Here is a 26,109-nt window from a genome sequence, read left to right as displayed (position 1 = left end):
CACTGCGCGCGTCGGCGACGCCGTCTCACCGAATTCACCGAGTCACACATGAGCGACAAGAAACAAAAAGCTGCTGCGAAATATCCCGTCAACCTGCTCGACACCCCGTTCCCCATGCGCGGCGATTTGCCCAAGCGCGAACCTGCGTGGGTGAAGGAATGGCAGGACGAAAAAATCTACGAGAAGATTCGCGCCGCCAGCAAGGGCCGCAAGAAGTTCATCCTGCACGACGGCCCGCCGTATGCGAACGGCGACATCCATCTGGGTCACGCGGTCAACAAGATTCTGAAGGACATGATCGTCAAGGCGCGCAATCTCGCGGGCTTCGACGCGGTCTACGTGCCGGGCTGGGACTGCCACGGCATGCCGATCGAAATCCAGATCGAAAAGCAGTTCGGCAAGTCGCTGCCGGCCACGGAAGTCATGCAGAAGGCGCGCGCTTATGCGAGCGAGCAGATCGAGAAACAGAAGGTCGGTTTCCGGCGTCTTGGCGTGCTCGGCGACTGGGACAATCCGTACAAGACCATGAACTTCGCGAACGAAGCCGGTGAAATCCGCGCGCTCGGCAAGATCATGGAAAAGGGCTACGTGTTCCGCGGCCTCAAGCCCGTGAACTGGTGTTTCGACTGCGGCTCGGCACTGGCCGAAGCGGAAGTCGAATACAAGGACAAGACCGATCCGACCATCGACGTGCTGTTCGCGTTCGCCGAACCCGAAAAGACCGCGCAGGCGTTTGGTTTGCCCGCGTTGCCGAAGGCTGAAGGCGGCATCGTCATCTGGACGACCACGCCCTGGACCATTCCCGCCAATCAGGCGCTGAACGTGCATCCGGAGATCGTCTACGCACTCGTCGATACCCCGCGGGGCCTTCTGATCCTCGCGCAAGAGCGCGTCGAGGCATGCCTGCAGAACTACGGCTTGCCGGGCGAAGTCATCGCCACGACGACCGGTGCGAAGCTCGCGAACCTGCGGTTTCGTCATCCGCTCGCGGCGGCGCATCCGGGCTACAAGCGCACGGCGCCCGTGTATCTCGGTGAGTACGTGACGACAGAAAGCGGCACGGGCGTCGTGCACTCGTCGCCAGCGTACGGCGTGGAAGACTTCGTGTCGTGCAAGGCGCACGGCATGTCGGACTCCGACATCGTCAGCCCCGTCATGGGCGACGGCCGCTATATCGAATCGCTGCCGCTTTTCGGCGGACTGTCGATCTGGGACGCGAATCCGCAGATCATCGAGGCGCTCGAAGGCGCGGGCTCGCTGCTCAAGACCGAGAAGTACACGCACAGCTACATGCATTGCTGGCGCCACAAGACGCCGATCATCTATCGCGCGACCTCGCAATGGTTCGCAGGCATGGACGTGACGCCGAAGGACGGCGGCAAGACGCTGCGCGAGACCGCGCTGGAAGGCGTCGAGAACACGGCGTTCTATCCGTCGTGGGGCAAGCAGCGCCTTTACAGCATGATCGCGAATCGCCCGGACTGGACGCTTTCGCGTCAGCGTCAGTGGGGCGTGCCCATGGCGTTTTTCGTGCACAAGGAAACGGGCGAACTGCATCCGCGCACGCTCGAATTGCTCGAGGAAGTCGCGAAGCGCGTCGAGCAAGGCGGGATAGAAACGTGGCAGGCGCTGGACCCGCGCGAGCTGATCGGCGACGACGCCAACATGTACGAAAAGAACCGCGACACGCTCGACGTCTGGTTCGACTCCGGCACTACTCATTGGCACGTACTGCGCGGCTCGCACAAGGACTCGCTGCAATTCCCGGCGGACCTGTATCTCGAAGGTTCGGACCAGCATCGCGGCTGGTTCCATTCGTCGCTGTTGACGGCATCCATGCTCGACGGCCGCCCGCCCTACGACGCGCTTCTCACGCACGGCTTCACGGTCGATGGCGAAGGCCGCAAGATGTCGAAGTCGCTCGGCAATGGCGTCGATCCGCACGAGGTGGCGAACCGTCTGGGCGCGGAAATCATTCGCTTGTGGATCGCATCGACGGACTATTCCGGCGAGCTTGCGATCTCCGAGGAAATCCTGAAGCGCGTGACGGAGACGTACCGGCGTATCCGCAACACGCTGCGCTTCTTGCTCGCCAATCTGTCCGACTTCGACTTCGAGAAGAACGCGTTGCCGGTCGAAGACTGGCTCGAAATCGATCGTTACGCGATCGCGCTGTCGCGCAATCTGCAGGACGACGCGCTCGCGCATTACGAGAAATACGAGTTCCACCCGGTCGTCGCCAAGATCGCCACGTTCTGCTCGGAAGACCTGGGCGGCTTCTATCTCGACGTGCTGAAGGATCGTCTTTACACGACGAAGCCCGATTCACGCGAGCGCCGCAGCGCGCAGACGGCGCTTTATCACATCGCGCATGGCTTGCTGCGGCTCATCGCGCCGTATTTGTCGTTCACGGCGGAAGAGGCGTACAAGGTGCTCAAGCCCGGTCAGGAAACCATCTTCACCGAGGTCTATCACGCGTATCCGGAAGTGGCGAACGCGGGCGAATTGCTCGATACGTGGACGCTCATCCGCAACGCGCGCGGCGACGTGACGAAGGCGCTGGAAGAAGCGCGGACGGCCAATCTGATCGGCTCGTCGCTGCAAGCCGAGGTGCTCGTGCGCGCAAGCGGCGCGCGTTATGACGCGCTCGCCAGTCTCGGCGATGCGTTGCGCTTCGTGCTGATCACGTCATCGGCGGCGCTCGAGCGCGTGGCGAGCGAAGCGGAAGAAGGCGTGGACGTGAGCGCATCGAGCTATCTCAAGTGCGAGCGCTGCTGGCACTACTGCGCGGATGTCGGCTCGCACGCGGATCATCCGGGACTGTGCGGCCGCTGCTTCTCCAACCTTTTCGGCGCTGGCGAAACGCGGGGCGCGGCATAATGGTTCGAACGATGTCGAAACAAACTTCCGGTAGTGGCTCACTTGCGCCGTGGCTCGGCGTCGCGCTGATCGTCATTCTGTTCGATCAGTTGACCAAGATCGCGGTGCAGAAGATTTTCGCTTACGGCGAACCGCACGCGCTCACGCCCTTCTTCAACCTGTTCCTCGTCTATAACCGCGGCGCCGCCTTCAGCTTTCTCGCGGCGGCGGGCGGCTGGCAGCGCTGGGCGTTCACGGCGCTGGGCGTGGTGGCTGCTGTCGTGATTGGCTATCTGCTCAAGAAGCACGCGGCGCAACGGCTCTTCTGCACGGCGCTTGCGCTCATCATGGGCGGCGCGATCGGCAACGTGATCGATCGTATCGCTTATGGTCACGTGATCGACTTTCTGGACTTTCACGTGCGCGCGTGGCACTGGCCCGCGTTCAACCTTGCCGACAGCGCGATTACGGTCGGCGCGGTCCTGCTCGTGTTCGACGAACTGCGGCGCGTGCGCGGTTCGCGCTGATGTTTCCGGCGCGGCTTTACAGAGAGCCGCGCGTCTCGCATCGATGGAGGCAAGTTGACTAGCGAACTCACGGGTAAGCATTTGGTGCTTGGCCTCACCGGCGGTATCGCCTGCTACAAGATCGCGGAACTCACGCGCCTCTTGATCAAGGCGGGCGCGACCGTGCAAATCGTGATGACGGAAGCAGCCACGCAGTTCATCACGCCAGTCACCATGCAGGCGTTGTCGGGCCGTCCCGTCTACACCTCGCAATGGGACGCGCGCATGCCGAACAACATGCCGCATATCGATCTTTCGCGCGAGGCGGATGCCATCGTCATCGCGCCCGCATCCACCGACTTTCTCGCGAAACTCGCGCACGGCATGTGCGACGACCTGCTCTCGACCTTGTGCATTGCACGCGATTGTCCGCTGCTCGTCGTGCCCGCCATGAACAAGCAGATGTGGCAATACCCGGCCACGCAGCGCAACGTCGCGCAGGTTCGCGGGGATGGCATCGAGGTGTTGGGACCAGATTCGGGCTCGCAAGCGTGCGGCGAGGTCGGTGACGGACGCATGCTCGAACCCGAAGCCACGTTCGAAGCCATCTGCGCCTTCTTCCAGCCGAAGATTCTGCGCGGCCAGCGCGTGCTCATCACGGCCGGCCCGACTTTCGAGCCGCTCGATCCCGTGCGCGGCGTCACGAACCGTTCATCAGGAAAGATGGGCTTCGCGCTCGCGCGTGCGGCGGCGCAAGCCGGCGCGGACGTGCATCTGGTGGCGGGGCCCGTTTCGCTGCCAACACCTTGGGGCGTGTATCGGCAAGACGTGCAGACGGCCATGCAGATGCATGACGCCGTCATGCAGGCCACGCCCGATGCGGACATTTTCATCGCGGTGGCGGCGGTCGCGGACTGGCGTGTGGATCATGTCAGCGAGCACAAGATCAAGAAGGTCGCGGGTCAGCCGTTGCCATCATTCGAGTTCGTCGAGAATCCGGACATTCTTGCGCTGGTGGCCAAGCAGTCGAACCCGCCCTATTGCGTCGGCTTCGCGGCGGAAAGCGGCGATCTTGACGTTCACGGCGAAGAGAAGCGCAAGCGCAAAAACGTGCCGCTTCTGATCGGCAATCTCGGTCCGCTCACGTTCGGCCGCGACGACAACGAAGTCGTACTCTTCGAAGCATCCGGCGCGACACCCTTGCCGCGCGCCGACAAAGAGACGCTTGCTCGCACGCTGATCGGCGAAATAGCGAAACGCGCGCCACGCGGCGGCGGCTCGATCCTCTCCTAAGCCCATGACAAAGCTCTCGGTTTTAGACCAGACGCCTGTGATCCACGGTCACTCGACCGCGGATGCCATCGCGGCCACGCTCGACCTCGCGCAACTCGCGGACGACCTCGGCTACACGCGCTACTGGTGCGCGGAGCATCACGGTTTGTACGGTGTGTCGAACCCGTGTCCGGAAGTGATGCTCGCGCGTATCGGAAGTCTCACGAAGCGTATCCGCATTGGTTCGGGCGGTGTCATGCTGCCCTACTACAGTTCGTTCAAGGTGGCCGAACAGTTCCTGATGCTCGAAGCGCTGTTTCCGAATCGCGTGGACTTGGGTGTCGGGCGCGCGCCGGGCGGCGACATGCGCACGGCGCAGGCGGTGGCCGCGGGTTCATACAATCGCGGCGACATTTTCCCGCAACAAGTGGCCGAACTCGTCGCGCTTTTCAAAGGCGAACTGCCCGACGATTCACTCGCGAAAGGCGTGCTGCTTCAGCCGCAGATCGAAACGCGTCCGCAACTGTGGATGCTCGGCTCCAGTGATTTCGGCGGCTTGCTCGCCGCGCAACTCGGCATTCGCTTTGCGTTTGCGCACTTCATCAACGCGCAGTATGGGCATCGCGTGGCGGAGGCTTATCGTGAGCGTTTCACGGCCGGCCACGAGGAGAAGCCTTATCTCGCCGCGGCCGTTTTCGTGATTTGCGCCGATACCGACAAGGAAGCCGATGCGCTCGAACGCGCGGTGGATCTGCGGCGCGTGCAAATGGCTTATGGTTTGAATCAGCCTATTCCGTCGATTGCGCAGGGCATCTCGCAGGTCTACGGCGAACGCGAGCTCGCAGTGATCGCGCATGAGAAAGCGCGCAGTATCATCGGCACGCCAGAGCGCGTGACGGAGAAGCTGCATGCGCTGCAAGAGCAATTCGACGCCGATGAACTCATCGTGCTCACAGTCGCCGGCAGCTATGCCGCGCGCACTCGGTCCTATCAACTTCTCGCCGAGGCATTCGAACTCGGCCGCCACGCTCAAAAGAACGTATGAACCTCGACGTCAAGATTCTCGATGCGCGCATGCGCGATTTCCTGCCCGCGTATGCCACGCCTGGCAGCGCGGGCCTCGACCTGCGCGCGTGTCTGGACGAGCCGATGGTCATCGAGCCGCATCAAACCGTACTCGTGCCCACTGGCCTCGCCATTCATCTCGCGGACCCCGGTTATGCGGCGCTGATTCTGCCGCGATCAGGACTCGGTCATAAGCATGGCATCGTGCTTGGCAATCTGGTCGGTCTGATCGATTCGGATTATCAAGGGCAACTGATGATATCGACGTGGAATCGCGGGGACACTGCATTTACGTTGAATCCGATGGAGCGTCTTGCGCAATTGGTGATCGTGCCGGTGGTGCAGGCACAGTTCAATATCGTCGATGATTTCGATGCCAGCGCGCGTGGCGCGGGTGGTTTCGGTAGCACGGGCAAGCACTAAGCCGCATAGGTCGGGCTGCAACGGCCCAATCAGTCGTTTTATATTCCGAGCGCCATCACCGGCGCGCGCCCCGATACGGTGCGCAAATCTCGGATTTCTCCCATTCTGGCATTTATTTCCGCCACCTATAAATCGGGTGTCGAACTGATTTAAAGGTGTTCGGCACCACGCCTCGATAAGCTGGCAGCGGCTATCGAGATTCCCAATATCTTGATTGTTCTAGGAGCCGACAAACAAGACACATTCCAATTAGTTCGTTGTACGTACTTAAATAAAGTAAGTTCACAAATCGGCTCGTTATTATTTCGTATATCGAATTGATAATGATTCCAGCCGAAATAACGGATGGAGCAAGAACATGCAGATCAAATATGATGCAGTCGTCGGTGCGGGCGCCAATGAATGGTACGGCACGATCATCGTCTCCAACCTGCGCTATGAAGACGACAGCGCGGTCACGGTCGACAACTATCTTGCGTTCAACTTTCACTCCCCAGCCAATATCGACGCTACGGCAATCACGCCAGCGTATGCCGTGTACGTGATCGGAGACATTACCGCCGACGTTTCGCAACTGGGCGACGGCACTTTCGACGCCACCGTGACGATCGACTACACCACGTCCTACACGATGCAGCCGGCGGATCAGATCACCATCGGCATCAATGGGAATCTGGTAGCCAGCCCCGACACGTGGCTCAATTCGTTCACCTTCGCGGCGGACCAGTCGCCCGATATCGAAGGAACCCTGTCAATCACGTGTCCGGCCGCGCCCGATCCCGCTCTGTCCGGTGTGCTTCCCACACTCACGCTGACTCAGGGGGACGCGGCCGTCACCGTCGTCCTTTGCTATGACCAGACGTGTACGTCCGAACTGGAACAAGGCACGTATAGCGTGATAGCCAACCCTGTTGTCACGGGCGATGAGACGGTCCTCGCTCCGTTGCTCGTGGACCAGTCGACCGTCAAGATCGTGGCGGGTCAAACCTCGTCGCTTAAAGCGAGCTTTGGTCCGGTCGAATATTACTGTTCGCTCGATCTCTCGTTTGGCGCGCTTACCGGCCTTTCGACCGAAACGCTTCATGTGACGGTGAACGACATCGAGACCGGCGCGACGCTCGCATTATTCGACACCCGGACGAACAGCGTCGTTTCGCTACGCAAGCTGCCACCCTCGGGCAGCGCACGAGTCTCGATTCAAAACGTCGCGCTCAATAATGTCGAATACTCGTTCTCGGTGCCGCTCGTCACGCTGACGAACGCACTGCAAACGTTGACGATCAGTGATTCGATGATCACCACCTCGAACGTCCCCACCACGGGCTATGTCGAGCTGCCGATCAATATCACGGCTCAGGATGCGGTCGATCATGCGATCGAATTGCGTCTGACGGGCGGTTCCATGACCTATGTGCAGAACGTATCCGCCAAGTCGCAACAGACGGCATTCGCCGTTCCGATACAGCCAGGCAGCTATAGCACGACGGCGGGCGATTTCCTTCTCGCGGGCGTGGTCTATGTCGTCGAGGCACCGTCCTCGCTCAACGTGACGAACGACGAGAGCGCGCATCTCGATGTGAGCATTACGACCTCCGCCAATCTCACCGTGCCCGGCTTTCCGAACTATCTGTCGTTCGGCGGCTGTACAGATCTCGTGCCGAGCAATGAAGCGGATTTCGTCGCTGCACGCGCAACTTCGATCTTCTGTTATGCCGGAACGGACGGCGCTGGCGACGCCAGCACGTATCTGACGGACGACCCTCAGACCCGCGCGACGATCTCGCTTGCCCGTTCAGTGGAGGACGACTTGGGCAGTGTGCAGCCGGTGCTGCCCGTAATGGTGTCCTACACCTGCAACTTGTCGCTTGGCGACACGCCGGACCAGTTGGCGAACGCGGACGCTCACGCACACAGCTTCGCGAACTACATTCTGGCGCTCAATATCGCGAACGAGGCAATCGACAGCGCGCATCCGGTGCCGGCGGGATTCATCGTGAATCCTGACTTCCTCGGCTCATGCGAGCAGGGTAAATATGCTCCAACTTACGCGATGCCGGTACGCGCGCCGCTGCAGACCGCGCTCGATCACTGGCAGGTCACCGCCACGATTCCCGCAAACGTCACGGAGGACATCAAAGGCTATGTGCTGGCCGTGAACTGGCTGACGCGCACCATCGCGCCCAAGGTGACTTTCGGCTGGCAGATCAACCTTTGGGGTGTGGGCTACTCGGAATGGATCTACGAGGCTGACGTCGATCCCGCGCAAATGGCGCAGCAGACCGCGAGCTACGTCCAGAGCCTTGGCGTCTACGACGAGCCGTACAAGCCCGACTTTCTGGCTATCGACCGGTATGAAGCCGACGACTTCACTCAGCGCGCCTACGAAAATGGCTATTGCTACGGCCCACGCGAATGGGATCGCTTTTTCGACTTTTGCAAGGCCGTCAGTCGTGCGCTCAAGTTGCCCGTGATGCCGTGGCAAATTCCGGCCAGCCACATCCCGACCATTGACGACCCGGTCGCGGACCCGTTCGATTCACAGCACTGGGGCACGGGCGGAAGCTGCATTCTCGGCGATCCGGCAATCGGCTCGGATGCAAGCCACGTCAATGCAACCGTGCTTGCGCTGCCTTTCCCGGACGCGTTCACGCAATACATGGGCAACACGGTCGCGGACATGTTCACGCGCTCCGAGCCGTTCGATATCACCAACCCCCTCTACGGCGACTTTCCACTGCGTGGCATTTTCACCTTGTTGCTCGGCGGCGGCGCGACGACGGGCATCGTCACGACCATAGGCAACCCGGAACCGTGGACCAGACAGAAGCTGAATGTCTACATGGATAACCCGATCTCGCTCGATCACTAGGAATCTGGGCGAGACGCGTAAAAAAAAAGGCGCGGATTCAATCCGCGCCGTTTTTGTCTTCAACCGCAAAAAACTCAATCTACCTCGATCGCTTCCGGATTCGGATTACGCGGCGGAGCCGTGTTTTCGTCGAAGGTCAGTTGCACCTTGTCTTCCGCATCGACGTCCACCGTCACGCGACCACCGTTCAGCAGCTTGCCGAACAATAACTCGTCGGCGAGTGCGCGGCGGATGGTGTCCTGAATCAGACGCTGCATCGGTCGCGCGCCCATCAGCGGATCGAAACCGTGTTTCGCCAAATGCTTGCGCAGGGCGTCGGTAAAGACCGCGTCGACCTTCTTCTCGTGCAGCTGATCTTCCAGTTGCATGAGGAACTTGTCGACCACGCGCAGGATGATTTCCTCGTCCAGCGAACGGAAGCTGATGATCTGATCCAGCCGGTTGCGGAACTCAGGCGTAAACATCCGCTTGATGTCGGCCATTTCGTCGCCCGACTCGCGCTTCGCGGTGAAACCGATCACCGCCTTGCCCATGGCCTCGGCGCCCGCGTTCGTCGTCATGATGATGATGACGTTGCGGAAGTCCGCCTTGCGGCCATTGTTGTCGGTCAAGGTGCCGTGGTCCATCACCTGCAACAGCACGTTGTAGATGTCCGGATGCGCCTTCTCGATTTCGTCCAGCAGCAGCACGCAATGCGGCTTCTTCGTGACGGCCTCGGTCAGCAAACCGCCCTGGTCGAACCCGACGTAGCCCGGCGGCGCGCCGATCAACCGGCTCACCGCGTGACGCTCCATGTATTCCGACATGTCGAAGCGCAACAACTCGATACCCAGCGTGAACGCCAGTTGTTTCGCGACTTCGGTCTTGCCGACACCGGTCGGGCCGGAAAACAGGAACGCGCCGATCGGCTTGTCCATCTTGCCAAGACCCGCACGCGCCATCTTGATCGACGCCGACAGCGCATCGATAGCCGGGTCCTGACCGAACACGACCGCCTTCAGGTCGCGATCGAGCGTCTGCAGCTTGCTGCGATCGTCCTGCGACACGCTTTGCGGCGGGACGCGCGCGATCTTCGAGATGATCTCTTCGATCTCGCTCTTTCCAATAGTCTTCTTCTGCTTCGACTTCGGCAAAATGCGCTGGGCCGCGCCCGCTTCGTCGATCACGTCGATCGCCTTGTCCGGCAGATGACGATCCGTGATGAAGCGCGCCGACAGTTCAGCCGCCGCCGACAGCGCGCCCGACGAATACTTCACGCCGTGGTGCTCTTCGAAACGCGACTTCAAACCGCGCAGAATCGCAACCGTCTGCTCGACCGAAGGCTCGGTGACATCGACCTTCTGGAAACGCCGCGAAAGCGCCGCGTCCTTTTCGAAGATGCCGCGATATTCGGTGAACGTGGTCGCGCCAATGCACTTCAGCTGCCCCGACGACAACGCCGGCTTCAGCAGGTTCGACGCGTCGAGCGTACCGCCCGAAGCCGCGCCAGCGCCGATCAGCGTATGAATTTCGTCGATGAACAGAATGGCGTGCGGACGCTCTTTCAGTTCCTTCAATACCGTCTTGAGACGCTGCTCGAAATCGCCGCGATACTTCGTGCCCGCCAGCAACGCGCCCATATCGAGCGAGTAGACCTGAGCGTCGGCCAGAATGTCCGGCACTTCGCCGCGCGTGATGCGCCAGGCGAGGCCTTCCGCAATCGCGGTCTTCCCCACGCCCGCTTCGCCGACCAGCAGCGGATTGTTCTTGCGGCGACGGCACAGCACCTGCACCACGCGCTCGACTTCGGACTCGCGGCCGATCAGCGGATCGATCTTGCCGTCCTTCGCGCTTTGGTTGAGATTTTGCGTGAATTGCGCGAGCGGCGTTTCCTTCTGCGCCGCGGCGTCTTCCGACTCCGGATTCGCCTCGCTGCTCGCCTTGGCCGCATCGCCGCTACTGCTCTTGGCAATACCATGCGAAATGAAATTCACGACATCGAGACGCGTCACGCCCTGCTGTTGCAGGTAGTAGACCGCATGCGAATCCTTCTCGCCGAAGATCGCGACGAGCACATTCGCGCCGGTCACTTCCTTCTTGCCGTTCGAGGTCGATTGCACATGCATGATCGCGCGTTGAATCACGCGCTGGAAACCAAGCGTCGGCTGAGTATCGACGTCGTCCGTGCCGGGCACGGTCGGCGTGTTGTCATGAATGAAATTGCGCAGGTTCTGACGCAAATCTTCAATGTTGGCTGCGCAGGCACGCAACACCTCAGCCGCGGTCGGATTGTCCAAAAGGGCGAGCAAGAGATGCTCGACCGTAATGAACTCATGCCGCGCCTGACGTGCTTCCATAAACGCCATGTGCAGACTGACTTCCAGTTCCTGGGCAATCATGCTTCCTCCATCACGCACTGCAGCGGATGACCCGCCTGCCGTGCATGGCTAACGACTTGCTCAACTTTGGTCGACGCAATGTCTCGCGTGTAGACCCCACAAACTCCCCTGCCTTCGCGATGAACCTTCAGCATGATCTGCGTCGCAGTCTCACGATCCTTATTGAAGTATTCCTGCACGATCATCACGACGAATTCCATCGGCGTGAAGTCGTCGTTCAGCAGCACTACCTTGTACATCGCCGGCTGCTTGAGCTTCTGCTCCTGCCGCTCAAGTACCGTGCCGTCCTGCTTGTTGGGATTTGTCGCCATACACCCATTCTAAACAACACCGACTCCATCGCAATCGTCGCACCAGCGCCGGTCACCCGGTCGATGTTACTGCTGGCTGCAACGCTCGCAGATGGAACGTCCATTCAATCCTGCCGCTGCTTATCACGTCAGCGCGGCCCGCTTGCACCTCGTTGAAACCAGTATCGCACAGCTTCAAAAAAAACAAACTGCACGCCGGGTGCCGGGGGCCGCCGGGTTACCACACAAGTGAGACGATTATGCGACTTTTCAAGATGGCTTGCTTGGGCGGCTGCGCACACGCAATGCAGGAATTACCCTACGAATGCGACATACACAACGAGCTTAACGGCCATCTCAAAATTTCCTTGACACCCGATTTAAGAGATTCAACAATCAAACTGGCACTTTTTTCCGGGGGCCTCCGGAAATAGAAAAAGAGCCGAGGTGAGCTAGTGAGGAGGACGCGGTTCACAAAGTGGGGTGGCCGACGAGCTTTTCGAGCGTGCTCTGGTTGCGACGAGAGTTAGAGGGGATGTACGAATGTCTACTGGTACGGTCAAATGGTTTAACGACGCGAAAGGTTACGGATTCATCACGCCCGATGAAGGCGGCGAGGATCTGTTTGCACATTTCTCGGCGATTCAAATGAACGGTTTCAAGACGCTCAAGGAAGGCCAGAAGGTCTCCTTCGAGATCGTCCAGGGACCGAAGGGCAAGCAGGCTTCAAACATCCAGGACACTGTCTGAGACGCGGACTGACCGTAAGAAGCGCAAAGCCTTTGAAACCCGGCCCAGGCCGGGTTTTTTTATTGCCTGTTTCTACGCGTTTTACCAAAGACAAAAACCCAAAGACTTTAAGCCCTTAGGGTTTTAATGCAAATACCGGTGATTCGTTGCGGCCGCGCAGTCACATATTCTCGATCATTACTTCGCCGAAACCCGAACATGAAACTTGCGTCGCGCCTTCCATGAGACGCGCGAAGTCGTAAGTAACGCGTTTGGACAGAATGGATTGTTCCATTGAATCGATGATTCGATCCGCCGCCTCGGTCCAGCCGAGATGACGCAGCATCATCTCAGCGGACAAAATTTCCGATCCCGGATTCACATAATCCTTGCCGGCGTACTTCGGCGCGGTGCCGTGAGTGGCTTCGAACATTGCAACCGAGTCCGACATATTGGCGCCCGGCGCAATGCCGATCCCGCCAACTTGTGCTGCGAGCGCATCGGAAATGTAATCGCCGTTCAAGTTCAGCGTGGCGATCACGTCGTATTCGGCGGGGCGCAAAAGAATCTGCTGAAGGAACGCATCCGCGATCACGTCCTTGACGACGATATCGCCACCCGTCTTCGGATTTTTCACCTTCATCCAAGGGCCGCCGTCGATCAGTTCCGCGCCGAACTCCTTCTGCGCGAGCGCATAGCCGTAATCGCGGAACGCGCCCTCGGTGAACTTCATGATGTTGCCCTTGTGCACGAGAGAAACCGAGCGGCGCTCGTTGTCGATGGCGTATTGAATTGCCTTGCGCACGAGCCGCTCGGTGCCCTCGCGCGACACCGGCTTGATGCCGAGCCCCGACGAGTCCGGAAAGCGGATCTTCTTCACGCCCATTTCCTCGCGCAGAAATTGGATGACCTTCTTCGCTTCCGGCGATTCGGCGGGCCACTCGACGCCCGCATAGATGTCTTCCGAGTTCTCGCGAAAGATCACCATGTCGACCTTTTCCGGCTCGCGCACGGGCGAAGGCACGCCTTTGAAGTAGCGCACCGGCCGCAGACAAACGTAGAGGTCCAGCTGCTGGCGCAGCGCGACGTTGAGCGAGCGAATGCCGCCGCCCACCGGCGTCGTGAGCGGTCCCTTGATGGACACGAGGTACTCCTTCACCACGTCGAGCGTTTCGTCCGGCAGCCAGACATCGGGACCGTAGACGCGCGTCGCCTTCTCGCCCGCGAAGATCTCCATCCATTGAATCTTGCGCTTGCCACCGTAGGCCCGCTCGACCGCCGCATCGACCACTTTGATCATGACCGGCGTGATGTCGACGCCCGTACCGTCACCCTCGATATACGGGATGATCGGCTGATCCGGGACGTTGAGCGAGTAATCCGCGTTGACGGTGATCTTTTCACCGTCCGCCGGAACCTGGATGTGCTGATACGGCATGGTCGACTCCAAAGAAGGCCGGGCTCGAATGGAAGCTGGCGCGATAGTGCGGACGATTCGCGGACCATGAAAGTCGACGGCGCCCGCGAGCATGGCCAGAACAGCATTCTAACCACGCGCGAGTACAGCCGGTCGCCGTTCGAGGCCTGGCGTCGCGCTTGCGTCGGCTCGCGTCAGGATTGGGGGCGGCTCATTATGCATTAAGATGCCGCTTCGAATTCCGCCGCGCCTTCCTCCGATGCCGCTCATCGCGCTCAATAAACCCTTCGGCACCATCTGCCAGTTTTCCGCGCACGAGACGCGTCCCTCGCTCGGCGACTGGGTAAAGACGCCGGGCGTGTACCCGGCGGGCCGGCTCGACGCCGACAGCGAAGGCCTGCTTTTACTCACCGACGATGGCGCGTTGCAGGCGCGTATTGCGGAGCCGCGTCACAAGCTCGTCAAGCGTTATTGGGCGCAAGTGGAAGGCGCCCCTGACGATGCCGCGCTCGCGCATCTCGCGAAAGGCGTCGATCTGGGCGACTACGTGACGCGTCCGTGCCAATGCGCCTTCGTCGCCCAAGAAGATAGCGACGCGCTCTGGCCGCGCAATCCGCCGATCCGCTATCGCGCGGCAATCCCCACGACGTGGATCGAGCTCGCCATCACCGAGGGCAAGAACCGGCAGGTCAGGCGCATGACCGCAGCCGTGGGCTATCCGACGTTGCGGCTCGTGCGCGTGGCTGTCGGCGCACTCGATATCTTCGCGCTCGGACTCGCGCCGGGCGAATGCATCGAGGTGAATGCGCGCGCGCCGTGGCGACGCGCTTAAAGCTTTATCGACGATAAGCGTCACGTCGTGCGTTTAAATGGCGTGTTCTGTAACCACGCGTGCAAAGCGCCGAGATACTTTTTGCCGCGCGTTCGCAAATCTCTTTGAAACGACGTCAACCGAGTCTTCACGCGATGCGTTAAGGACCGCAGATGCCGAACAAAGCTATCCGGCATGAGCGATAAACCAATTGAATATGCTGTGTGCTCCAGGGTATTTGAAAGGTCAAAGCGCTCACAGCTGTATCGAAGACCAAATCATCGATACGACTGTCAACCGAAAGGTGGATGGCTCGTTTACCGACATGACTCCATGACCGGGTCGTTTGGTTAATCAACTCAAGCTAGAGGATTCACAAATGAACAAACTGATCGCTGCTCTCGTCGCTGGCCTGTTCGCAACGGCTGCATTCGCACAAGCATCGGCACCGGAAGCTGCTGCTCCGGCTGCTGCTTCGTCGGCACCGGCAAAGAAGGCCCACAAGTCGCACAAGAGCTCGAAGAAGCACGCGCACAAGAAGGCTGCCGCTTCGGCACCGGAAGCCGCTTCGGCAGCTCAGTAAGTTCGTTGTAAGAGGCGGTATAGCGAAGTTCGATGTTGCAGTACCTGCAAAATCAATAACGAGCAATATCGCCGTCTTTACGGCGTTGAAGGGCAGATGGCCAACACGGCATCTGCCCTTTTGTTTTATCGACTCGCCTCATGGCACGCGCTTCGAGTAACATTCGCGAGTTTGCCGTGAGCCTGCCGGATTCTCGGCGCATCGATTCTTGATAAGGAGCATCGTCGTGATTCCGTTGTTTCATGCCTTGAAGTCTTCATTCGGTCCGAATCATTCAAATTGGCGTTCGCGCATTGCGAGCCGCGCGCTTGCCGCCGTGCGAGCATTAACTATTGCGTTGTTATTGCCGTTTGCGGCAATGCCGCTTGCACAAGCGCAGACCATGCCGCCCGGTGCCAAGCAGCCTTCCGATTTCCCCCGCGCAAGACTCACCGCCGGCATGTTCGTGATCGATGCCGCTGTCGCCGCCAACGACGCTGATCGCGAGCAAGGCCTCATGTATCGCACGCAGCTTGCATCGAACGAAGGCATGCTCTTCGTGTTTCAAGAAAACGCGGTCCACTGCTTCTGGATGAAGAACACGCTGATCCCGCTGTCGATCGCGTTCATTCGCGCGGATGGCACCGTCACCGACATCGACGAGATGCAAGCCGAAACCGAGAACAACCATTGCCCGCGCAACAACGGCGTTTATGCCCTCGAAATGAGCAAGGGCTGGTTCACGGCCAAAGGCATCAAGCCGGGAACGAAGATTTCGGGCTTGCCGGCCGCACAGTAATCGCGGCAATCGCTGGAAAGATAAAGAAGCGCGTCACGTGAACGCGCCTTTTTTTTCGTCCATACCGGCCGCATATGGCCGTCTCCGAGCCTTTTCGATTGCCGCAGGAGCGTTCCAGCGAGTTTCCTGCAAAGACCTTGCCAACGCGCTATCCTGAAAAGATTATCGCGATGCCGTTGCGAGCCCGGACGGCAATCGTGTGGCGGCGTGCACGGAATATGCGCATGCCGCCAGGGCTTACTACTCCAAAGGAGGTTCACGTGCCCCGCAAGACTCCCATCGAGCGCTACCGGAATATCGGCATCAGCGCTCACATCGACGCCGGCAAGACCACCACCACCGAGCGCATTCTTTTCTACACCGGCGTGACGCACAAGATCGGCGAGGTGCACGACGGCGCGGCCACGATGGACTGGATGGAACAGGAGCAGGAGCGCGGCATCACGATCACGTCGGCTGCAACCACGGCCTTCTGGAAAGGCATGGCGGGCAATTATCCTGAACACCGCATCAATATCATCGATACGCCGGGACACGTCGACTTCACCATCGAAGTCGAACGCTCGATGCGCGTGCTCGATGGCGCGTGCATGGTCTACGACTCGGTCGGCGGCGTGCAGCCGCAGTCGGAAACCGTGTGGCGTCAGGCGAACAAGTACAAGGTGCCGCGCATTGCGTTCGTCAACAAGATGGACCGCGTCGGCGCGGATTTTTTCCGCGTGCAGCGGCAAATCGGCGAGCGTCTGAAGGGCGTGGCCGTGCCGATTCAGATTCCCATCGGCGCGGAAGATCACTTTCAGGGCGTGGTCGATCTCGTGAAGATGAAGGCCATTCTCTGGGACGACGACAGCCAGGGCATCAAGTTCACCTATGCGGAGATTCCCGACAACCTCAAGGAACTCGCGCACGAATGGCACGGCAAGATGGTCGAGGCCGCCGCCGAAGCCAACGAGGAACTGCTCGAAAAGTACCTCGAGAACCACGAAAGCCTGACCGAGGAAGAAATCAAGGCGGCGCTCAGACAACGCACCATCGCGAACGAAATCGTGCCGATGCTTTGCGGCAGCGCGTTCAAGAACAAGGGCGTGCAGGCCATGCTCGACGCGGTGATCGACTATCTGCCGTCGCCGGTGGACGTGCCCGCCATCCTTGGCCATACGGAAGACGACCAGGAAGCGGAACGCCATCCGAGCGATGACGAGCCGTTCGCCGCCCTCGCCTTCAAGATCATGACGGACCCGTTCGTCGGCCAGTTGATCTTCTTCCGCACGTATTCGGGCGTCGTGAATTCCGGCGATACGGTCTACAACCCGGTGAAGGAAAAGAAGGAACGCCTCGGCCGTATCCTGCAGATGCACGCCAACGAGCGCAAGGAAATCAAGGAAGTGCGCGCGGGCGACATCGCGGCGGCGGTCGGTCTCAAGGAAGCGACCACGGGCGACACGCTCTGCGATCCGAACCACGTCATCATCCTCGAACGGATGATCTTCCCGGAACCGGTGATCTCGCAGGCCGTCGAGCCGAAGACGAAGGCCGACCAGGAAAAGATGGGTATCGCGCTGAACCGGCTTGCGCAGGAAGATCCTTCATTCCGCGTCACGAGCGACGAGGAATCCGGTCAGACCATCATCTCCGGCATGGGCGAACTGCACCTTGAAATTCTCGTCGACCGGATGAAGCGCGAGTTCGGCGTCGAAGCGACGGTCGGCAAGCCGCAAGTGGCGTATCGCGAGACGGTGCGCAACAAGGTCACTGACGTGGAAGGCAAGTTCGTCAAGCAGTCGGGCGGGCGCGGCCAATACGGCCACGCGGTCATCACGCTCGAACCGGACCCGGGCAAGGGCTATGAATTCTTCGATGCCATCAAGGGCGGCGTGATTCCGCGCGAATACATCCCGGCGGTCGACAAGGGCATTCAGGAAACGCTCAAGGCAGGCGTGCTGGCGGGCTATCCTGTCGTCGACACCAAAGTAACGCTGACCTTCGGTTCCTATCACGATGTCGATTCGAACGAAAACGCCTTCCGCATGGCAGGCTCCATCGCGTTCAAGGAAGCGATGCGCCGCGCGCGGCCGGTGCTGCTCGAACCGACCATGGCCGTCGAAGTGGAAACGCCCGAGGAGTTCATGGGCAACGTGATGGGCGATCTGTCGAGCCGTCGCGGCATCGTGCAGGGCATGGACGATATCGCGGGCGGCGGCGGCAAGATCGTGCGCGCCGAGGTGCCGCTGGCCGAGATGTTCGGCTACTCCACTTCGCTGCGTTCGCTCACGCAAGGCCGCGCGACCTACACGATGGAGTTCAAGCACTACACCGAGACGCCGTCCAACGTGTCCGAAGCGATCATCAATTCCAAAGGAAAATGATCGCCGCTTAAGACGTGTAATATCGGAAGTCCGTTGCTCGCGCGTTGTTGGCGGCGGCAACGGACTTTTTTTATCCGCAGACCAAAACGACAAACCCGACGCGATCACCACGACCATCACGACCACTATGAGCGACGCACATCACACCGATTGGCGCGAGCACGGCGTCAAGGTCATCAAGGGCGACCAGCTCGACACCAACACCGCGCAGACGCCGGGCATGAACCGCGCGGCCGCGATCAATGCGGCGCGCGTCGGTGCGCAGAAAATCTGGGCGGGCACGGTCACGATCCATCCGAATGCGAAGACCGGCGCGCATCATCATGGCGCGCTCGAAAGCGTGATCTACGTCGTGCGCGGACAGGCGCGCATGCGCTGGGGCGAACACCTCGAATTCACCGCCGAAGCCGGTCCGGGCGACTTCATCTTCGTGCCGCCTTACGTGCCGCATCAGGAAATCAACGCGAGCACCGACGATCCGCTCGAATGCGTGCTCGTGCGCAGCGACAACGAAGCCGTCGTCGTGAACCTGAATATCGATGCCGTGGAAGCGCCCGAGGAAGTCTTCTGGGTCGACCCGATCCACAAGCATCCGCACGATCATTGACATACCGGCCGCACGCCTTGGCATGCGGCCCGTTCCTTGCTTCCTCGAAACGACGCGGCAACGCTTTTCGCGTGGCCGAACGCATAACGACAACCCGCATACGGAACGACCACCGATGAAGAAATCCTCGACCGACGCACATCACCTCGACGCAGCGCGCACTCATGCGGGCGAACTGGGTAATCATGCGATCGACGAATTCAAGGCAGGCCGGCTTACGCGCCGCGAGTTATTGCGTCATGCGAGCGTGCTGGGTATCGCGCTTTCGGCTGGCGGCTTGCTTGGACTCGGCGCGACGAACGCTCGCGCTCAGGCCGCGGCCAAGCCGGGCGCGACCATTCGCGTGGCGCACCTGACGCCCGCGGGCGCCGTCGATCCGCTCACCGTCACCGATGCCTCGGGTCTCGCGCTCATCAATCAGACAGGCGAATTCCTGATCGACGACGACAGTGAAAAGCTCGCGCTCAATCCGGCGCTCGCGCTGTTGTGGTCGTCGAATGCGAAGGGCGATGTCTGGACTTTCAAGCTGCGCCAAAACGTGAAGTTCCACGACGGCCAGACCATGACCGCCAAGGACGTGGCCGCGACCTTCAACCGCCTGGCCGATCCGAACGCCGGTTCGGCCGCGCTCTCGGTTCTAAAAGGCGTGCTGTCGAAGGATTCCGCGAAGGCCATCGACGATCACACCGTCGAGTTTCATCTGGACGCGCCCAACGGCAATTTCCCCTACTACGTTTCGTCCGACAACTACAACGCCGTCATTCTCCCGGCGAATTTCACGGGTTCGTACGAGAAGACCTTCATGGGCACGGGCGCGTTCAAGCTCGAAAAGTACACGCCGAAAGTGGGCGCGTCGTTCGTGCGCAATCCCGACTACTGGGGCGCGAAAGCGCTGCCGGACCGCGTGAACTTCTCGTTCTATGCGGACCATCAGGCGCAGCTTCTTGCCATGCAAGGCCGCCAGGCCGACGTCATGGGCGACTTCACCGTGCAAGGCGGCGTTTCGATCCTGAGCAACTCGCAGTTCAAGGTGCTGGGCGCGAAGTCGAGCTCGCATCGGCAGATTCACATGCGCTGCGACACCGGCCCGTTCAAGGACAAGCGCGTGCGCCAGGCGCTGGCGCTGGCGATCAATCGCGAAGTCATCGTGAAAGGGTTGTTCAAGGGCCGCGCGACCGTCGGCAACGACAGCCCGTTTGCGCCCGTGTTTCCGTCGAGCGATCTTTCCGTGCCGCAGCGCCATCTCGATGTTGCGAAGGCCAAGCAACTGCTCGGCGAGGCAGGCGTGGCGAACGGCTTCGACATCACGCTCACGACCGAAAAGTACATGGAGATTCCTGACCTCGCGGTCGTCGTGCAGAATGCGGCCAAGGCCGTGGGCATCCGCATCACGCTGAAGGTCGAAAGTCAGGATCTGTATTACGGCTCGGGCACGTTCGGCAAGTCGGACTGGCTGGATTCGCCGCTCGGCATCACGGACTACGGGCATCGCGGCGTGCCGAACGTGTTCCTCAACGCGCCGCTCACGAGCGACGGCACCTGGAACGCGGCGCACTTCAAGAATCCGGCTTACGACAAACTCGTCGCGCAGTTCGTGGCCTCGCTCGACGTGGCATCGCAGAAGAAAGTGTCGGGCGACATTCAGCGTCTGTTGCTCGATGAAACGCCCGTGATCATCCCGTACTTCTACGACCAGCTGATCGTCACGCGCGCCAATGTTTCGGGCGTGCGCTTCAATGCGATTTCGCAGATGTGGTTCGACCGGGCGACGGTGTCGGCGGCTTAAAGGAGGTTCGCGAGGATGAGCACGATCACGCCCTCGACCCGCATCGGGCCGGCGCGCAACGGCGGCGCGAAAGCACGCCGCGTGCTGCGCTTCGTCGGCGTGCGCGTGCTGCTCGCGCTCGTCACGCTCTGGCTTTTGTCGATGATCGTCTTCGCCGGCGGCCAGTTGCTGCCGGGCGATGTCGGCCGCGCCATTCTCGGCCCACTCGCGGATGCGCGCGCTGTCGCCGCGCTGAATCATCAGCTCGGCGTGGACCGGCCGCTTCTCACGCAATATTCGGCGTGGATCACGCATTTCCTGCGCGGCGACATGGGCGAATCGTATGCGTTTCGCGCGCCGGTTGCACCGTTTATCGGCGAGGCGCTGTGGAATTCGGCGAAGCTCGGCGCGCTGGCGTTCATCGTCGTGGTGCCGCTCGGCATTGCAGGCGGCGTGTATGCGGCGCTGCACGCGGGGCGCTGGATCGACCGGATCATCAGCATTGGCGGACTCACGCTGACGGTCGTGCCGGAATTCGTCTCGTCGATCGTGCTGATCCTCATCTTCGGCGTGTGGCTGCAATGGCTGCCGATAGAAGCAAGCGCCAGCGCCGATGCCGGCATCCTCACGCAATTGCAGCATCTGATCCTGCCGGTGCTGCCGCTCGTCTTCGTATTCTTCGGCTATATCGCGCGGATGGCACGCGCGGGCACCGTCGAAGCGCTCGATGCCGACTACACGCGCACCGCAATCCTCAAGGGCTTGCCGCGCCGTATCGTGATCTGGCGGCACGTGCTGCGCAATGCGCTTCTGCCAACCGTGACGGTTGCCGCGACGCAGCTCGGCTACATGATCGGCGGGCTGGTCGTCGTGGAGACGCTCTTCCACTATCAGGGCATCGGCTCGCTGATCTACAACGCGGCGAAGGCCAAGGACTTCCCGATGCTCGAAGCAGGCGTACTCAGCATCGGCGTGATCTACACGGCGGCGAATTTGATCGCGGATGCGCTTTACGTCGTGCTGAATCCGCGTCTGCGCACGGCGGATTCGTCGGGAGACGGGCGATGAGCACGCAAGCCCTCGCCCCCGTCAAACCGAAGCGCTTCGAGGCGCTTTTCGCGTTGTTGCGCTCGGCGACCTTCGTCGTCGGCGTGTCGATCCTGCTCTTCTGGGTGCTGTGCGCCTTGTTCGGTCAGCATGCCGTGCCGATCGATCCCTACGCTTCCGATCCCTTGAACTCGCTCGCGCCGCCTTCCGGCGATCACTGGTTCGGCACCGATCAACTCGGCCGCGACGTGTTCGCGCGCGTGATCGTCGGGTCGCGCGACATTCTCACCATCGCGCCGCTGGCGACACTCATCGGCACGGCGGCGGGCACGGCCATCGGCCTCGTGGTCGGCTACTTCGACGGCTGGGTCGATGCCGTCGTCGGCCGCGCGATCGACGCCCTTCTCGCGCTGCCGCTCGTCATCGTCGCGCTGCTGGCGCTGGCCGCCGTGGGCGCGAGCAACACGACGGTGATCATCGTGATCGGCCTGACCTTCGCGCCGATCACCGCGCGCACGGTACGCGCCGCCGTGCTGGGCGAACGCCATCTCGACTACGTGATGGCGGCGCAGTTGCGCGGCGAGAACGCGCTTTACATCATGTTCGCGGAGATTCTTCCGAACGTGCTGCCGCCGATCATCGTCGAAGCCACCGTGCGGCTCGGCTACGCGATCTTCGCGGTCGCGACGCTATCGTTCCTGGGATTCGGCATTCAGCCGCCGTCCGCCGACTGGGGACTCGCGTTGTCCGAAAGCTATACGCTGATGGCGGGCGGCGCGTGGTGGACGGTCGTGTTCGATGCCGCCGCCATTGCCTCGCTCGTCGTCGCTGTCAACCTCGTCGCGGATGCCGTGCAAGGAGTGCTCGACCGATGAACGGACCGCCGCCATCGGCATTTCCCACGTTCGGCGCCGCCAAGGGCGAAGCGACCGACGCGCTCACCGTCGTCGGACTGACGGTGGCCTACCGTTCGCGCGGACGCGAGCGCGAAGTGCTGCAGGACGTCTCCTTGCGCGTGCGGCGTGGCGAAGCGTACGGACTCGTCGGCGAATCCGGCTGCGGCAAGTCGACGGCGGCGCTCGCGGTGCTGCGCTACTTGCCGAAGAACGGCCGCGTAAAGTCGGGCCGCATCTCGATAGCCGGGCGCGATGTCTCCGCGCTGTCCGCCGACGCCCTGCGCGAAATGCGCGCCGATGCCGTCTCCATGGTCTATCAGGACCCGGGGCGCGCGTTGAATCCGTCGCTGACCGTCGCGCGGCAAGTGTCCGAAGCCTTCGAGGCTTCGGGCGCTTCTGAAAGCGATGCGCTCGAGCGCACGGTGGAGATGCTGCGGCGTGTGCGTATTGCATCGCCCGAACGGGTGATGGAAAGTTACCCGCATCAACTGTCGGGCGGCATGCAGCAGCGCGTGGTGATCGCCATGGCGCTTGCCTGCAATCCCGAACTGCTGATTCTCGATGAACCCACCACCGGTCTCGATGCCACCGTCGAAGCTGAAGTGCTCGATCTCATTGCGCAATTGCGTGAGGAACTCGGCACCGCCGTGCTGTTCATCAGCCACAATCTCGCAGTGATCGGGCGCATGTGCGAGCGCGTCGGCGTGCTGTATGCGGGCAAGCTCGTCGAGGAAGGCGCAACCGCCGATGTCTTCGCAAAGCCGCGCCATCCATACACCGTGGGCCTGTTGCGCTGTCTGCCGACGAGTGGCCGCAGCAAGGAAAACGGCCGGCTCGACACCATTCCCGGTTCGTTGCCGCTGCCGGGATCGGTGACGCAAGGGTGCATCTTCGCCGCGCGCTGCAAGCTCGCCGACGAACGGTGTCTCAAGGAAGCGCCGCCCCCATATCGGATGAGTGCGGCGCACGGCGATCAGATGGCGCGCTGTCACTATCACGAACGCGCGGAAACGCTGCCGCGTTCGACCGACGAAACGCCCGCCGCGCCTCCACTCGATCATCGAGCGCAACCGACGCTCGCGCTCACCGCACGCAACCTGTCCAAAACCTTCCATGTCGGCGATGAAGAAGTGCGTGCCGTTCACGATGTCTCGCTCGACCTCGTGCAAGGCGAAACACTCGGACTCGTCGGCGAATCGGGCAGCGGCAAGACCACGCTCGCCAAGCTGCTGCTGGGCCTCGTCTCGCCGGACAAGGGCGCGACGCTCGAACTCGACGGCCAGCATCTGCCCGAACGCGTCACGCGGCGCAGCGACGAGCAGGTGAAGTCGCTGCAGATCGTGTTTCAGAACCCGGATTCGGCGCTCAATCGCGCGCATTCGGTGCGCCGGCTGATTGCGCGTTCGCTGTCGAAACTCGCGTCGCTGCGTGGCGAAGCGAAGGAAAAGCGCCTGCAATCGCTGACCGAAGCCGTGCGTCTGCCGGAGCGCTATCTCGGCTCGCGCACGCGCCAGTTGTCGGGCGGGTTGAAGCAACGCGTGGCGATCGCGCGTGCTTTTGCGGGCGATCCGCGCGTCGTCGTCTGCGACGAGCCGACTTCCGCGCTCGATGTCTCCGTGCAGGCCGCCATCCTCAATCTGCTGGCGGACTTGCAGCGCGAACGGCGCGTGAGCTACGTGTTCATCTCGCACGATCTGCACGTCGTGCGCTATTTGTCGGATCGGATTGCGGTGCTGTATCTCGGGCGCATCATGGAGATCGGCCGCGCGGCGGATGTCTTCACGGGGCCGCAGCATCCGTACACCGAAGCATTGCTCTCGTCGGTGCCCGCGCTCGAAAGCGCGCCCGTGCAAAACGAGCGCATTCGCTTGTCGGGCGAGTTGCCAAGCGCGGCGAATCCGCCTTCGGGATGCGTGTTCCACACGCGCTGTCCGCGCAAGATCGGCGACATCTGCGAACGCGAGGCTCCGCCTTGCCGCGATGCGGGGCACGGTCATGCCATTCACTGTCATATTCCGGTCGAGGAGTTGCGCGCACTGCAAAGTCCCGAAAAGGTGACTTAAGCGCCGCGCGCCCGGAACCAAAGTGCGTGTTTGCGCCTCTCATCGGTTCACTCTCAAAACAACGAGGATTCAATCGATGAAACCCACTCTCTCGCTTGCTCTCGTCGCAGCTTGTTCCTCCGGTTCGGCCGCCGCTCACGCGCAGACGGCGGCGCCTCCCGCCATCGACCAGAGCTTCACTGCTTATTCGCTCGCGCAGCAATGCGCCCAGAAGGGCGACAACACCGCGCAAGGTCAGTGCGTGGGCGCCGTGCGCGGCATCGTGCGGGGTTATCAGTACGGCGTGCTGTTCCTGTCGCAACGCGCATCGCTGCAGGATGGCGACACCAAGCGCGTGTCGCTGTGCCTGACGGATACGTCGGTGTCATCGATCGTCGATGACTTCCTCGCCGATGCGAAACAGGTGAACGAAGCCGATCTCAAGCGCACGCCGGCTGAAGTGGCGGTGCTGGGGTCGGTGCATTTGCATCATGCTTGCACGTGACTTGCACGTGCTTTGCACTTGAGCCCGCTCAAAGCATCTCCAACCCGCGCTTCGCTTTTGGCGGCTTGAACTGCTGATCGATATCCGCCAGTTCATCCGCCGACAACGCAAGGTCGAGCGCCGCGCGATTCTCGCGGATATGCGCATTATCCGCGGCTTTAGGAATCGCGAAGACTTGCGGCTGTTGCAGTACCCACGCGAGCGCGACCTGAAACGCCGAAACACCGCGCGCCGCCGCGATCTTCTCCAGCGCCCCGCCCCTCGGCAGACGCGCGTGATCGACGGGGCTATACGCCATCGCCGGAATGCGGCGCTCGCGCAACCACGGCAGCAGGTCGAATTCGGGTCCACGACGCGCGACGTTATAGAGAATCTGATCGGTTGCGCAGGCATCGCCGTGATCGAGCGAAAAAAGTTCTTCCATGTCGTCGGTGTCGAAGTTGCTCACGCCCCAGTGGCGAATCTTGCCATCGCGCCTGAGCTTTTCGAAGCCTGCGATCACGCCTTCCAGATCCTCGCCGCCGCGCCAGTGCAGCAAGTAAAGATCGATGCGGTCCGTCGCCAGTCGCTTCAGGCTGCGCTCGCACGCGCTCTGCACGCCGCGTTCATTGCCGTTATGCGGATACACCTTGCTGACGATGAACAAGTCCTCGCGCCGGTGGCCGAGCGCTTCGGCGATCAGCTTTTCGCTTTCGCCATCGCCGTACATTTCGGCGGTATCGATGAGCGTCATGCCGAGTTCCACGCCCTCGCGCAATGCGGCGATCTCGGTCTTGCGGGTGTTCGGGCGTTCGCCCATCTCCCAGGTTCCCTGGCCGAGCTTCGGAATGGTTTCGCCGTTCGGCAACGTGACGGTTGGCAGTGTGTTCGCCATGGAAAGCCTCCTTGTGCTGAAGGCCGA

21 protein-coding genes are annotated in these 26,109 nt (G+C 61.2%); 17 read left to right on the top strand and 4 right to left on the bottom strand.

What is annotated here, in order from left to right; all coding sequences use genetic code 11:
- Positions 1-48 precede the first annotated feature (48 nt).
- The 6 genes from ileS to LDZ28_RS02790 all read left to right on the top strand — a co-directional run bounded on the left by ileS (position 49) and on the right by LDZ28_RS02790 (position 8,994).
- On the top strand, positions 49-2,880 hold the full coding sequence (ileS, locus tag LDZ28_RS02815) for an isoleucine--tRNA ligase (protein WP_244827218.1): 2,832 nt from the start codon (positions 49-51) through the stop codon (positions 2,878-2,880).
- The gene (gene lspA, locus LDZ28_RS02810; RefSeq protein WP_244827217.1) at positions 2,880-3,386 is read left to right on the top strand and encodes a signal peptidase II; all 507 of its coding nucleotides are present in this window, start codon (positions 2,880-2,882) and stop codon (positions 3,384-3,386) included. Before ileS ends, lspA begins: the two co-directional genes overlap by 1 nt.
- Before the next feature lie 54 nt (positions 3,387-3,440).
- On the top strand, positions 3,441-4,658 hold the full coding sequence (gene coaBC, locus LDZ28_RS02805; protein WP_244827216.1) for a bifunctional phosphopantothenoylcysteine decarboxylase/phosphopantothenate--cysteine ligase CoaBC: 1,218 nt from the start codon (positions 3,441-3,443) through the stop codon (positions 4,656-4,658).
- 4 nt (positions 4,659-4,662) lie between these two features.
- Positions 4,663-5,682 carry an LLM class flavin-dependent oxidoreductase gene (locus LDZ28_RS02800; protein WP_244827215.1) on the top strand — a complete coding sequence of 340 codons (1,020 nt, stop codon included), beginning with the start codon at positions 4,663-4,665 and terminating at the stop codon, positions 5,680-5,682.
- Entirely contained in the window at positions 5,679-6,125 is a 447-nt protein-coding gene (dut, locus tag LDZ28_RS02795) for a dUTP diphosphatase (protein WP_244827214.1), read from the top strand. The genes LDZ28_RS02800 and dut overlap by 4 nt, the downstream gene beginning before the upstream one ends.
- 358 nt (positions 6,126-6,483) lie before the next feature.
- Positions 6,484-8,994 (top strand): hypothetical protein, encoded by a 2,511-nt coding sequence (locus LDZ28_RS02790; RefSeq protein ID WP_244827213.1) that lies wholly within the window; start codon positions 6,484-6,486, stop codon positions 8,992-8,994.
- Positions 8,995-9,068: 74 nt separating this feature from the next.
- Here the strand turns inward: LDZ28_RS02790 and clpA are convergent, their stop codons facing one another.
- A complete protein-coding gene (gene clpA, locus LDZ28_RS02785) occupies positions 9,069-11,372 on the bottom strand; it encodes an ATP-dependent Clp protease ATP-binding subunit ClpA (RefSeq protein WP_244827212.1) in 2,304 nt (767 codons plus the stop codon).
- Entirely contained in the window at positions 11,369-11,683 is a 315-nt protein-coding gene (gene clpS, locus LDZ28_RS02780) for an ATP-dependent Clp protease adapter ClpS (RefSeq protein WP_244827211.1), read from the bottom strand. Before clpS ends, clpA begins: the two co-directional genes overlap by 4 nt.
- 522 nt (positions 11,684-12,205) lie before the next feature.
- On the opposite strand from clpS, the gene LDZ28_RS02775 reads away from it, so the two are divergent.
- On the top strand, positions 12,206-12,412 hold the full coding sequence (locus LDZ28_RS02775; RefSeq protein WP_244827210.1) for a cold-shock protein: 207 nt from the start codon (positions 12,206-12,208) through the stop codon (positions 12,410-12,412).
- A 160-nt stretch (positions 12,413-12,572) separates the two neighbouring features.
- On the opposite strand, the gene icd is transcribed toward LDZ28_RS02775, so the two are convergent.
- Positions 12,573-13,829, bottom strand: a complete 1,257-nt coding sequence (gene icd, locus LDZ28_RS02770) for an NADP-dependent isocitrate dehydrogenase (protein WP_244827209.1) — start codon at positions 13,827-13,829, stop codon at positions 12,573-12,575.
- Between the two features lie 238 nt (positions 13,830-14,067).
- On the opposite strand from icd, the gene LDZ28_RS02765 reads away from it, so the two are divergent.
- The 10 genes from LDZ28_RS02765 (at position 14,068) to LDZ28_RS02720 (ending at position 25,208) form a co-directional block, all read left to right on the top strand.
- Positions 14,068-14,640 carry a pseudouridine synthase gene (locus tag LDZ28_RS02765; protein ID WP_244827971.1) on the top strand — a complete coding sequence of 191 codons (573 nt, stop codon included), beginning with the start codon at positions 14,068-14,070 and terminating at the stop codon, positions 14,638-14,640.
- A 358-nt stretch (positions 14,641-14,998) separates the two neighbouring features.
- The gene (locus LDZ28_RS02760) at positions 14,999-15,202 is read left to right on the top strand and encodes a hypothetical protein (protein WP_244827208.1); all 204 of its coding nucleotides are present in this window, start codon (positions 14,999-15,001) and stop codon (positions 15,200-15,202) included.
- 235 nt (positions 15,203-15,437) lie between these two features.
- A complete protein-coding gene (locus LDZ28_RS02755; protein ID WP_370652125.1) occupies positions 15,438-15,980 on the top strand; it encodes a DUF192 domain-containing protein in 543 nt (180 codons plus the stop codon).
- Between the two features lie 260 nt (positions 15,981-16,240).
- Positions 16,241-18,346 carry an elongation factor G gene (gene fusA / locus LDZ28_RS02750; protein ID WP_244827206.1) on the top strand — a complete coding sequence of 702 codons (2,106 nt, stop codon included), beginning with the start codon at positions 16,241-16,243 and terminating at the stop codon, positions 18,344-18,346.
- A gap of 127 nt (positions 18,347-18,473) precedes the next feature.
- Entirely contained in the window at positions 18,474-18,953 is a 480-nt protein-coding gene (locus LDZ28_RS02745; RefSeq protein WP_244827205.1) for a cupin domain-containing protein, read from the top strand.
- A gap of 115 nt (positions 18,954-19,068) precedes the next feature.
- Complete coding sequence (locus LDZ28_RS02740; protein ID WP_244827204.1) at positions 19,069-20,739, top strand: ABC transporter substrate-binding protein; 1,671 nt, start codon at positions 19,069-19,071, stop codon at positions 20,737-20,739.
- 15 nt (positions 20,740-20,754) lie between these two features.
- Positions 20,755-21,786, top strand: coding sequence for an ABC transporter permease (locus LDZ28_RS02735; RefSeq protein WP_244827203.1), 1,032 nt, complete (start codon positions 20,755-20,757; stop codon positions 21,784-21,786).
- Positions 21,783-22,640: an ABC transporter permease gene (locus LDZ28_RS02730; RefSeq protein ID WP_244827202.1), complete on the top strand. Its 858-nt coding sequence runs from the start codon at positions 21,783-21,785 to the stop codon at positions 22,638-22,640. Before LDZ28_RS02735 ends, LDZ28_RS02730 begins: the two co-directional genes overlap by 4 nt.
- Positions 22,637-24,724 carry an ABC transporter ATP-binding protein gene (locus tag LDZ28_RS02725; protein ID WP_244827201.1) on the top strand — a complete coding sequence of 696 codons (2,088 nt, stop codon included), beginning with the start codon at positions 22,637-22,639 and terminating at the stop codon, positions 24,722-24,724. The genes LDZ28_RS02730 and LDZ28_RS02725 overlap by 4 nt, the downstream gene beginning before the upstream one ends.
- Before the next feature lie 76 nt (positions 24,725-24,800).
- Positions 24,801-25,208 carry a hypothetical protein gene (locus LDZ28_RS02720; protein ID WP_244827200.1) on the top strand — a complete coding sequence of 136 codons (408 nt, stop codon included), beginning with the start codon at positions 24,801-24,803 and terminating at the stop codon, positions 25,206-25,208.
- 28 nt (positions 25,209-25,236) lie between these two features.
- Here the strand turns inward: LDZ28_RS02720 and LDZ28_RS02715 are convergent, their stop codons facing one another.
- Positions 25,237-26,082 carry an aldo/keto reductase gene (locus tag LDZ28_RS02715; RefSeq protein ID WP_244827199.1) on the bottom strand — a complete coding sequence of 282 codons (846 nt, stop codon included), beginning with the start codon at positions 26,080-26,082 and terminating at the stop codon, positions 25,237-25,239.
- Positions 26,083-26,109 lie beyond the last annotated feature (27 nt).

This window comes from Caballeronia sp. TF1N1 (assembly GCF_022878925.1).
Classification (GTDB): Bacteria; Pseudomonadota; Gammaproteobacteria; order Burkholderiales; family Burkholderiaceae; genus Caballeronia.
Note: the sequence above shows the minus strand (reverse complement) of the source record. Positions and strands in the feature narration are given on the sequence as shown.

Bases quoted from the DNA above. Each gene is read 5' to 3' on its own strand.
- ileS (WP_244827218.1), top strand. From the start codon at position 49: ATGAGCGACAAGAAACAAAAAGCTGCTGCGAAATATCCCGTCAACCTG.
- lspA (WP_244827217.1), top strand. From the start codon at position 2,880: ATGGTTCGAACGATGTCGAAACAAACTTCCGGTAGTGGCTCACTTGCG.
- LDZ28_RS02800 (WP_244827215.1), top strand. From the start codon at position 4,663: ATGACAAAGCTCTCGGTTTTAGACCAGACGCCTGTGATCCACGGTCAC.
- dut (WP_244827214.1), top strand. From the start codon at position 5,679: ATGAACCTCGACGTCAAGATTCTCGATGCGCGCATGCGCGATTTCCTG.
- LDZ28_RS02790 (WP_244827213.1), top strand. From the start codon at position 6,484: ATGCAGATCAAATATGATGCAGTCGTCGGTGCGGGCGCCAATGAATGG.
- clpA (WP_244827212.1), bottom strand. From the start codon at position 11,372: ATGATTGCCCAGGAACTGGAAGTCAGTCTGCACATGGCGTTTATGGAA.
- clpS (WP_244827211.1), bottom strand. From the start codon at position 11,683: ATGGCGACAAATCCCAACAAGCAGGACGGCACGGTACTTGAGCGGCAG.
- LDZ28_RS02775 (WP_244827210.1), top strand. From the start codon at position 12,206: ATGTCTACTGGTACGGTCAAATGGTTTAACGACGCGAAAGGTTACGGA.
- icd (WP_244827209.1), bottom strand. From the start codon at position 13,829: ATGCCGTATCAGCACATCCAGGTTCCGGCGGACGGTGAAAAGATCACC.
- LDZ28_RS02765 (WP_244827971.1), top strand. From the start codon at position 14,068: ATGCCGCTCATCGCGCTCAATAAACCCTTCGGCACCATCTGCCAGTTT.
- LDZ28_RS02760 (WP_244827208.1), top strand. From the start codon at position 14,999: ATGAACAAACTGATCGCTGCTCTCGTCGCTGGCCTGTTCGCAACGGCT.
- LDZ28_RS02745 (WP_244827205.1), top strand. From the start codon at position 18,474: ATGAGCGACGCACATCACACCGATTGGCGCGAGCACGGCGTCAAGGTC.
- LDZ28_RS02740 (WP_244827204.1), top strand. From the start codon at position 19,069: ATGAAGAAATCCTCGACCGACGCACATCACCTCGACGCAGCGCGCACT.
- LDZ28_RS02735 (WP_244827203.1), top strand. From the start codon at position 20,755: ATGAGCACGATCACGCCCTCGACCCGCATCGGGCCGGCGCGCAACGGC.
- LDZ28_RS02730 (WP_244827202.1), top strand. From the start codon at position 21,783: ATGAGCACGCAAGCCCTCGCCCCCGTCAAACCGAAGCGCTTCGAGGCG.
- LDZ28_RS02725 (WP_244827201.1), top strand. From the start codon at position 22,637: ATGAACGGACCGCCGCCATCGGCATTTCCCACGTTCGGCGCCGCCAAG.
- LDZ28_RS02720 (WP_244827200.1), top strand. From the start codon at position 24,801: ATGAAACCCACTCTCTCGCTTGCTCTCGTCGCAGCTTGTTCCTCCGGT.
- LDZ28_RS02715 (WP_244827199.1), bottom strand. From the start codon at position 26,082: ATGGCGAACACACTGCCAACCGTCACGTTGCCGAACGGCGAAACCATT.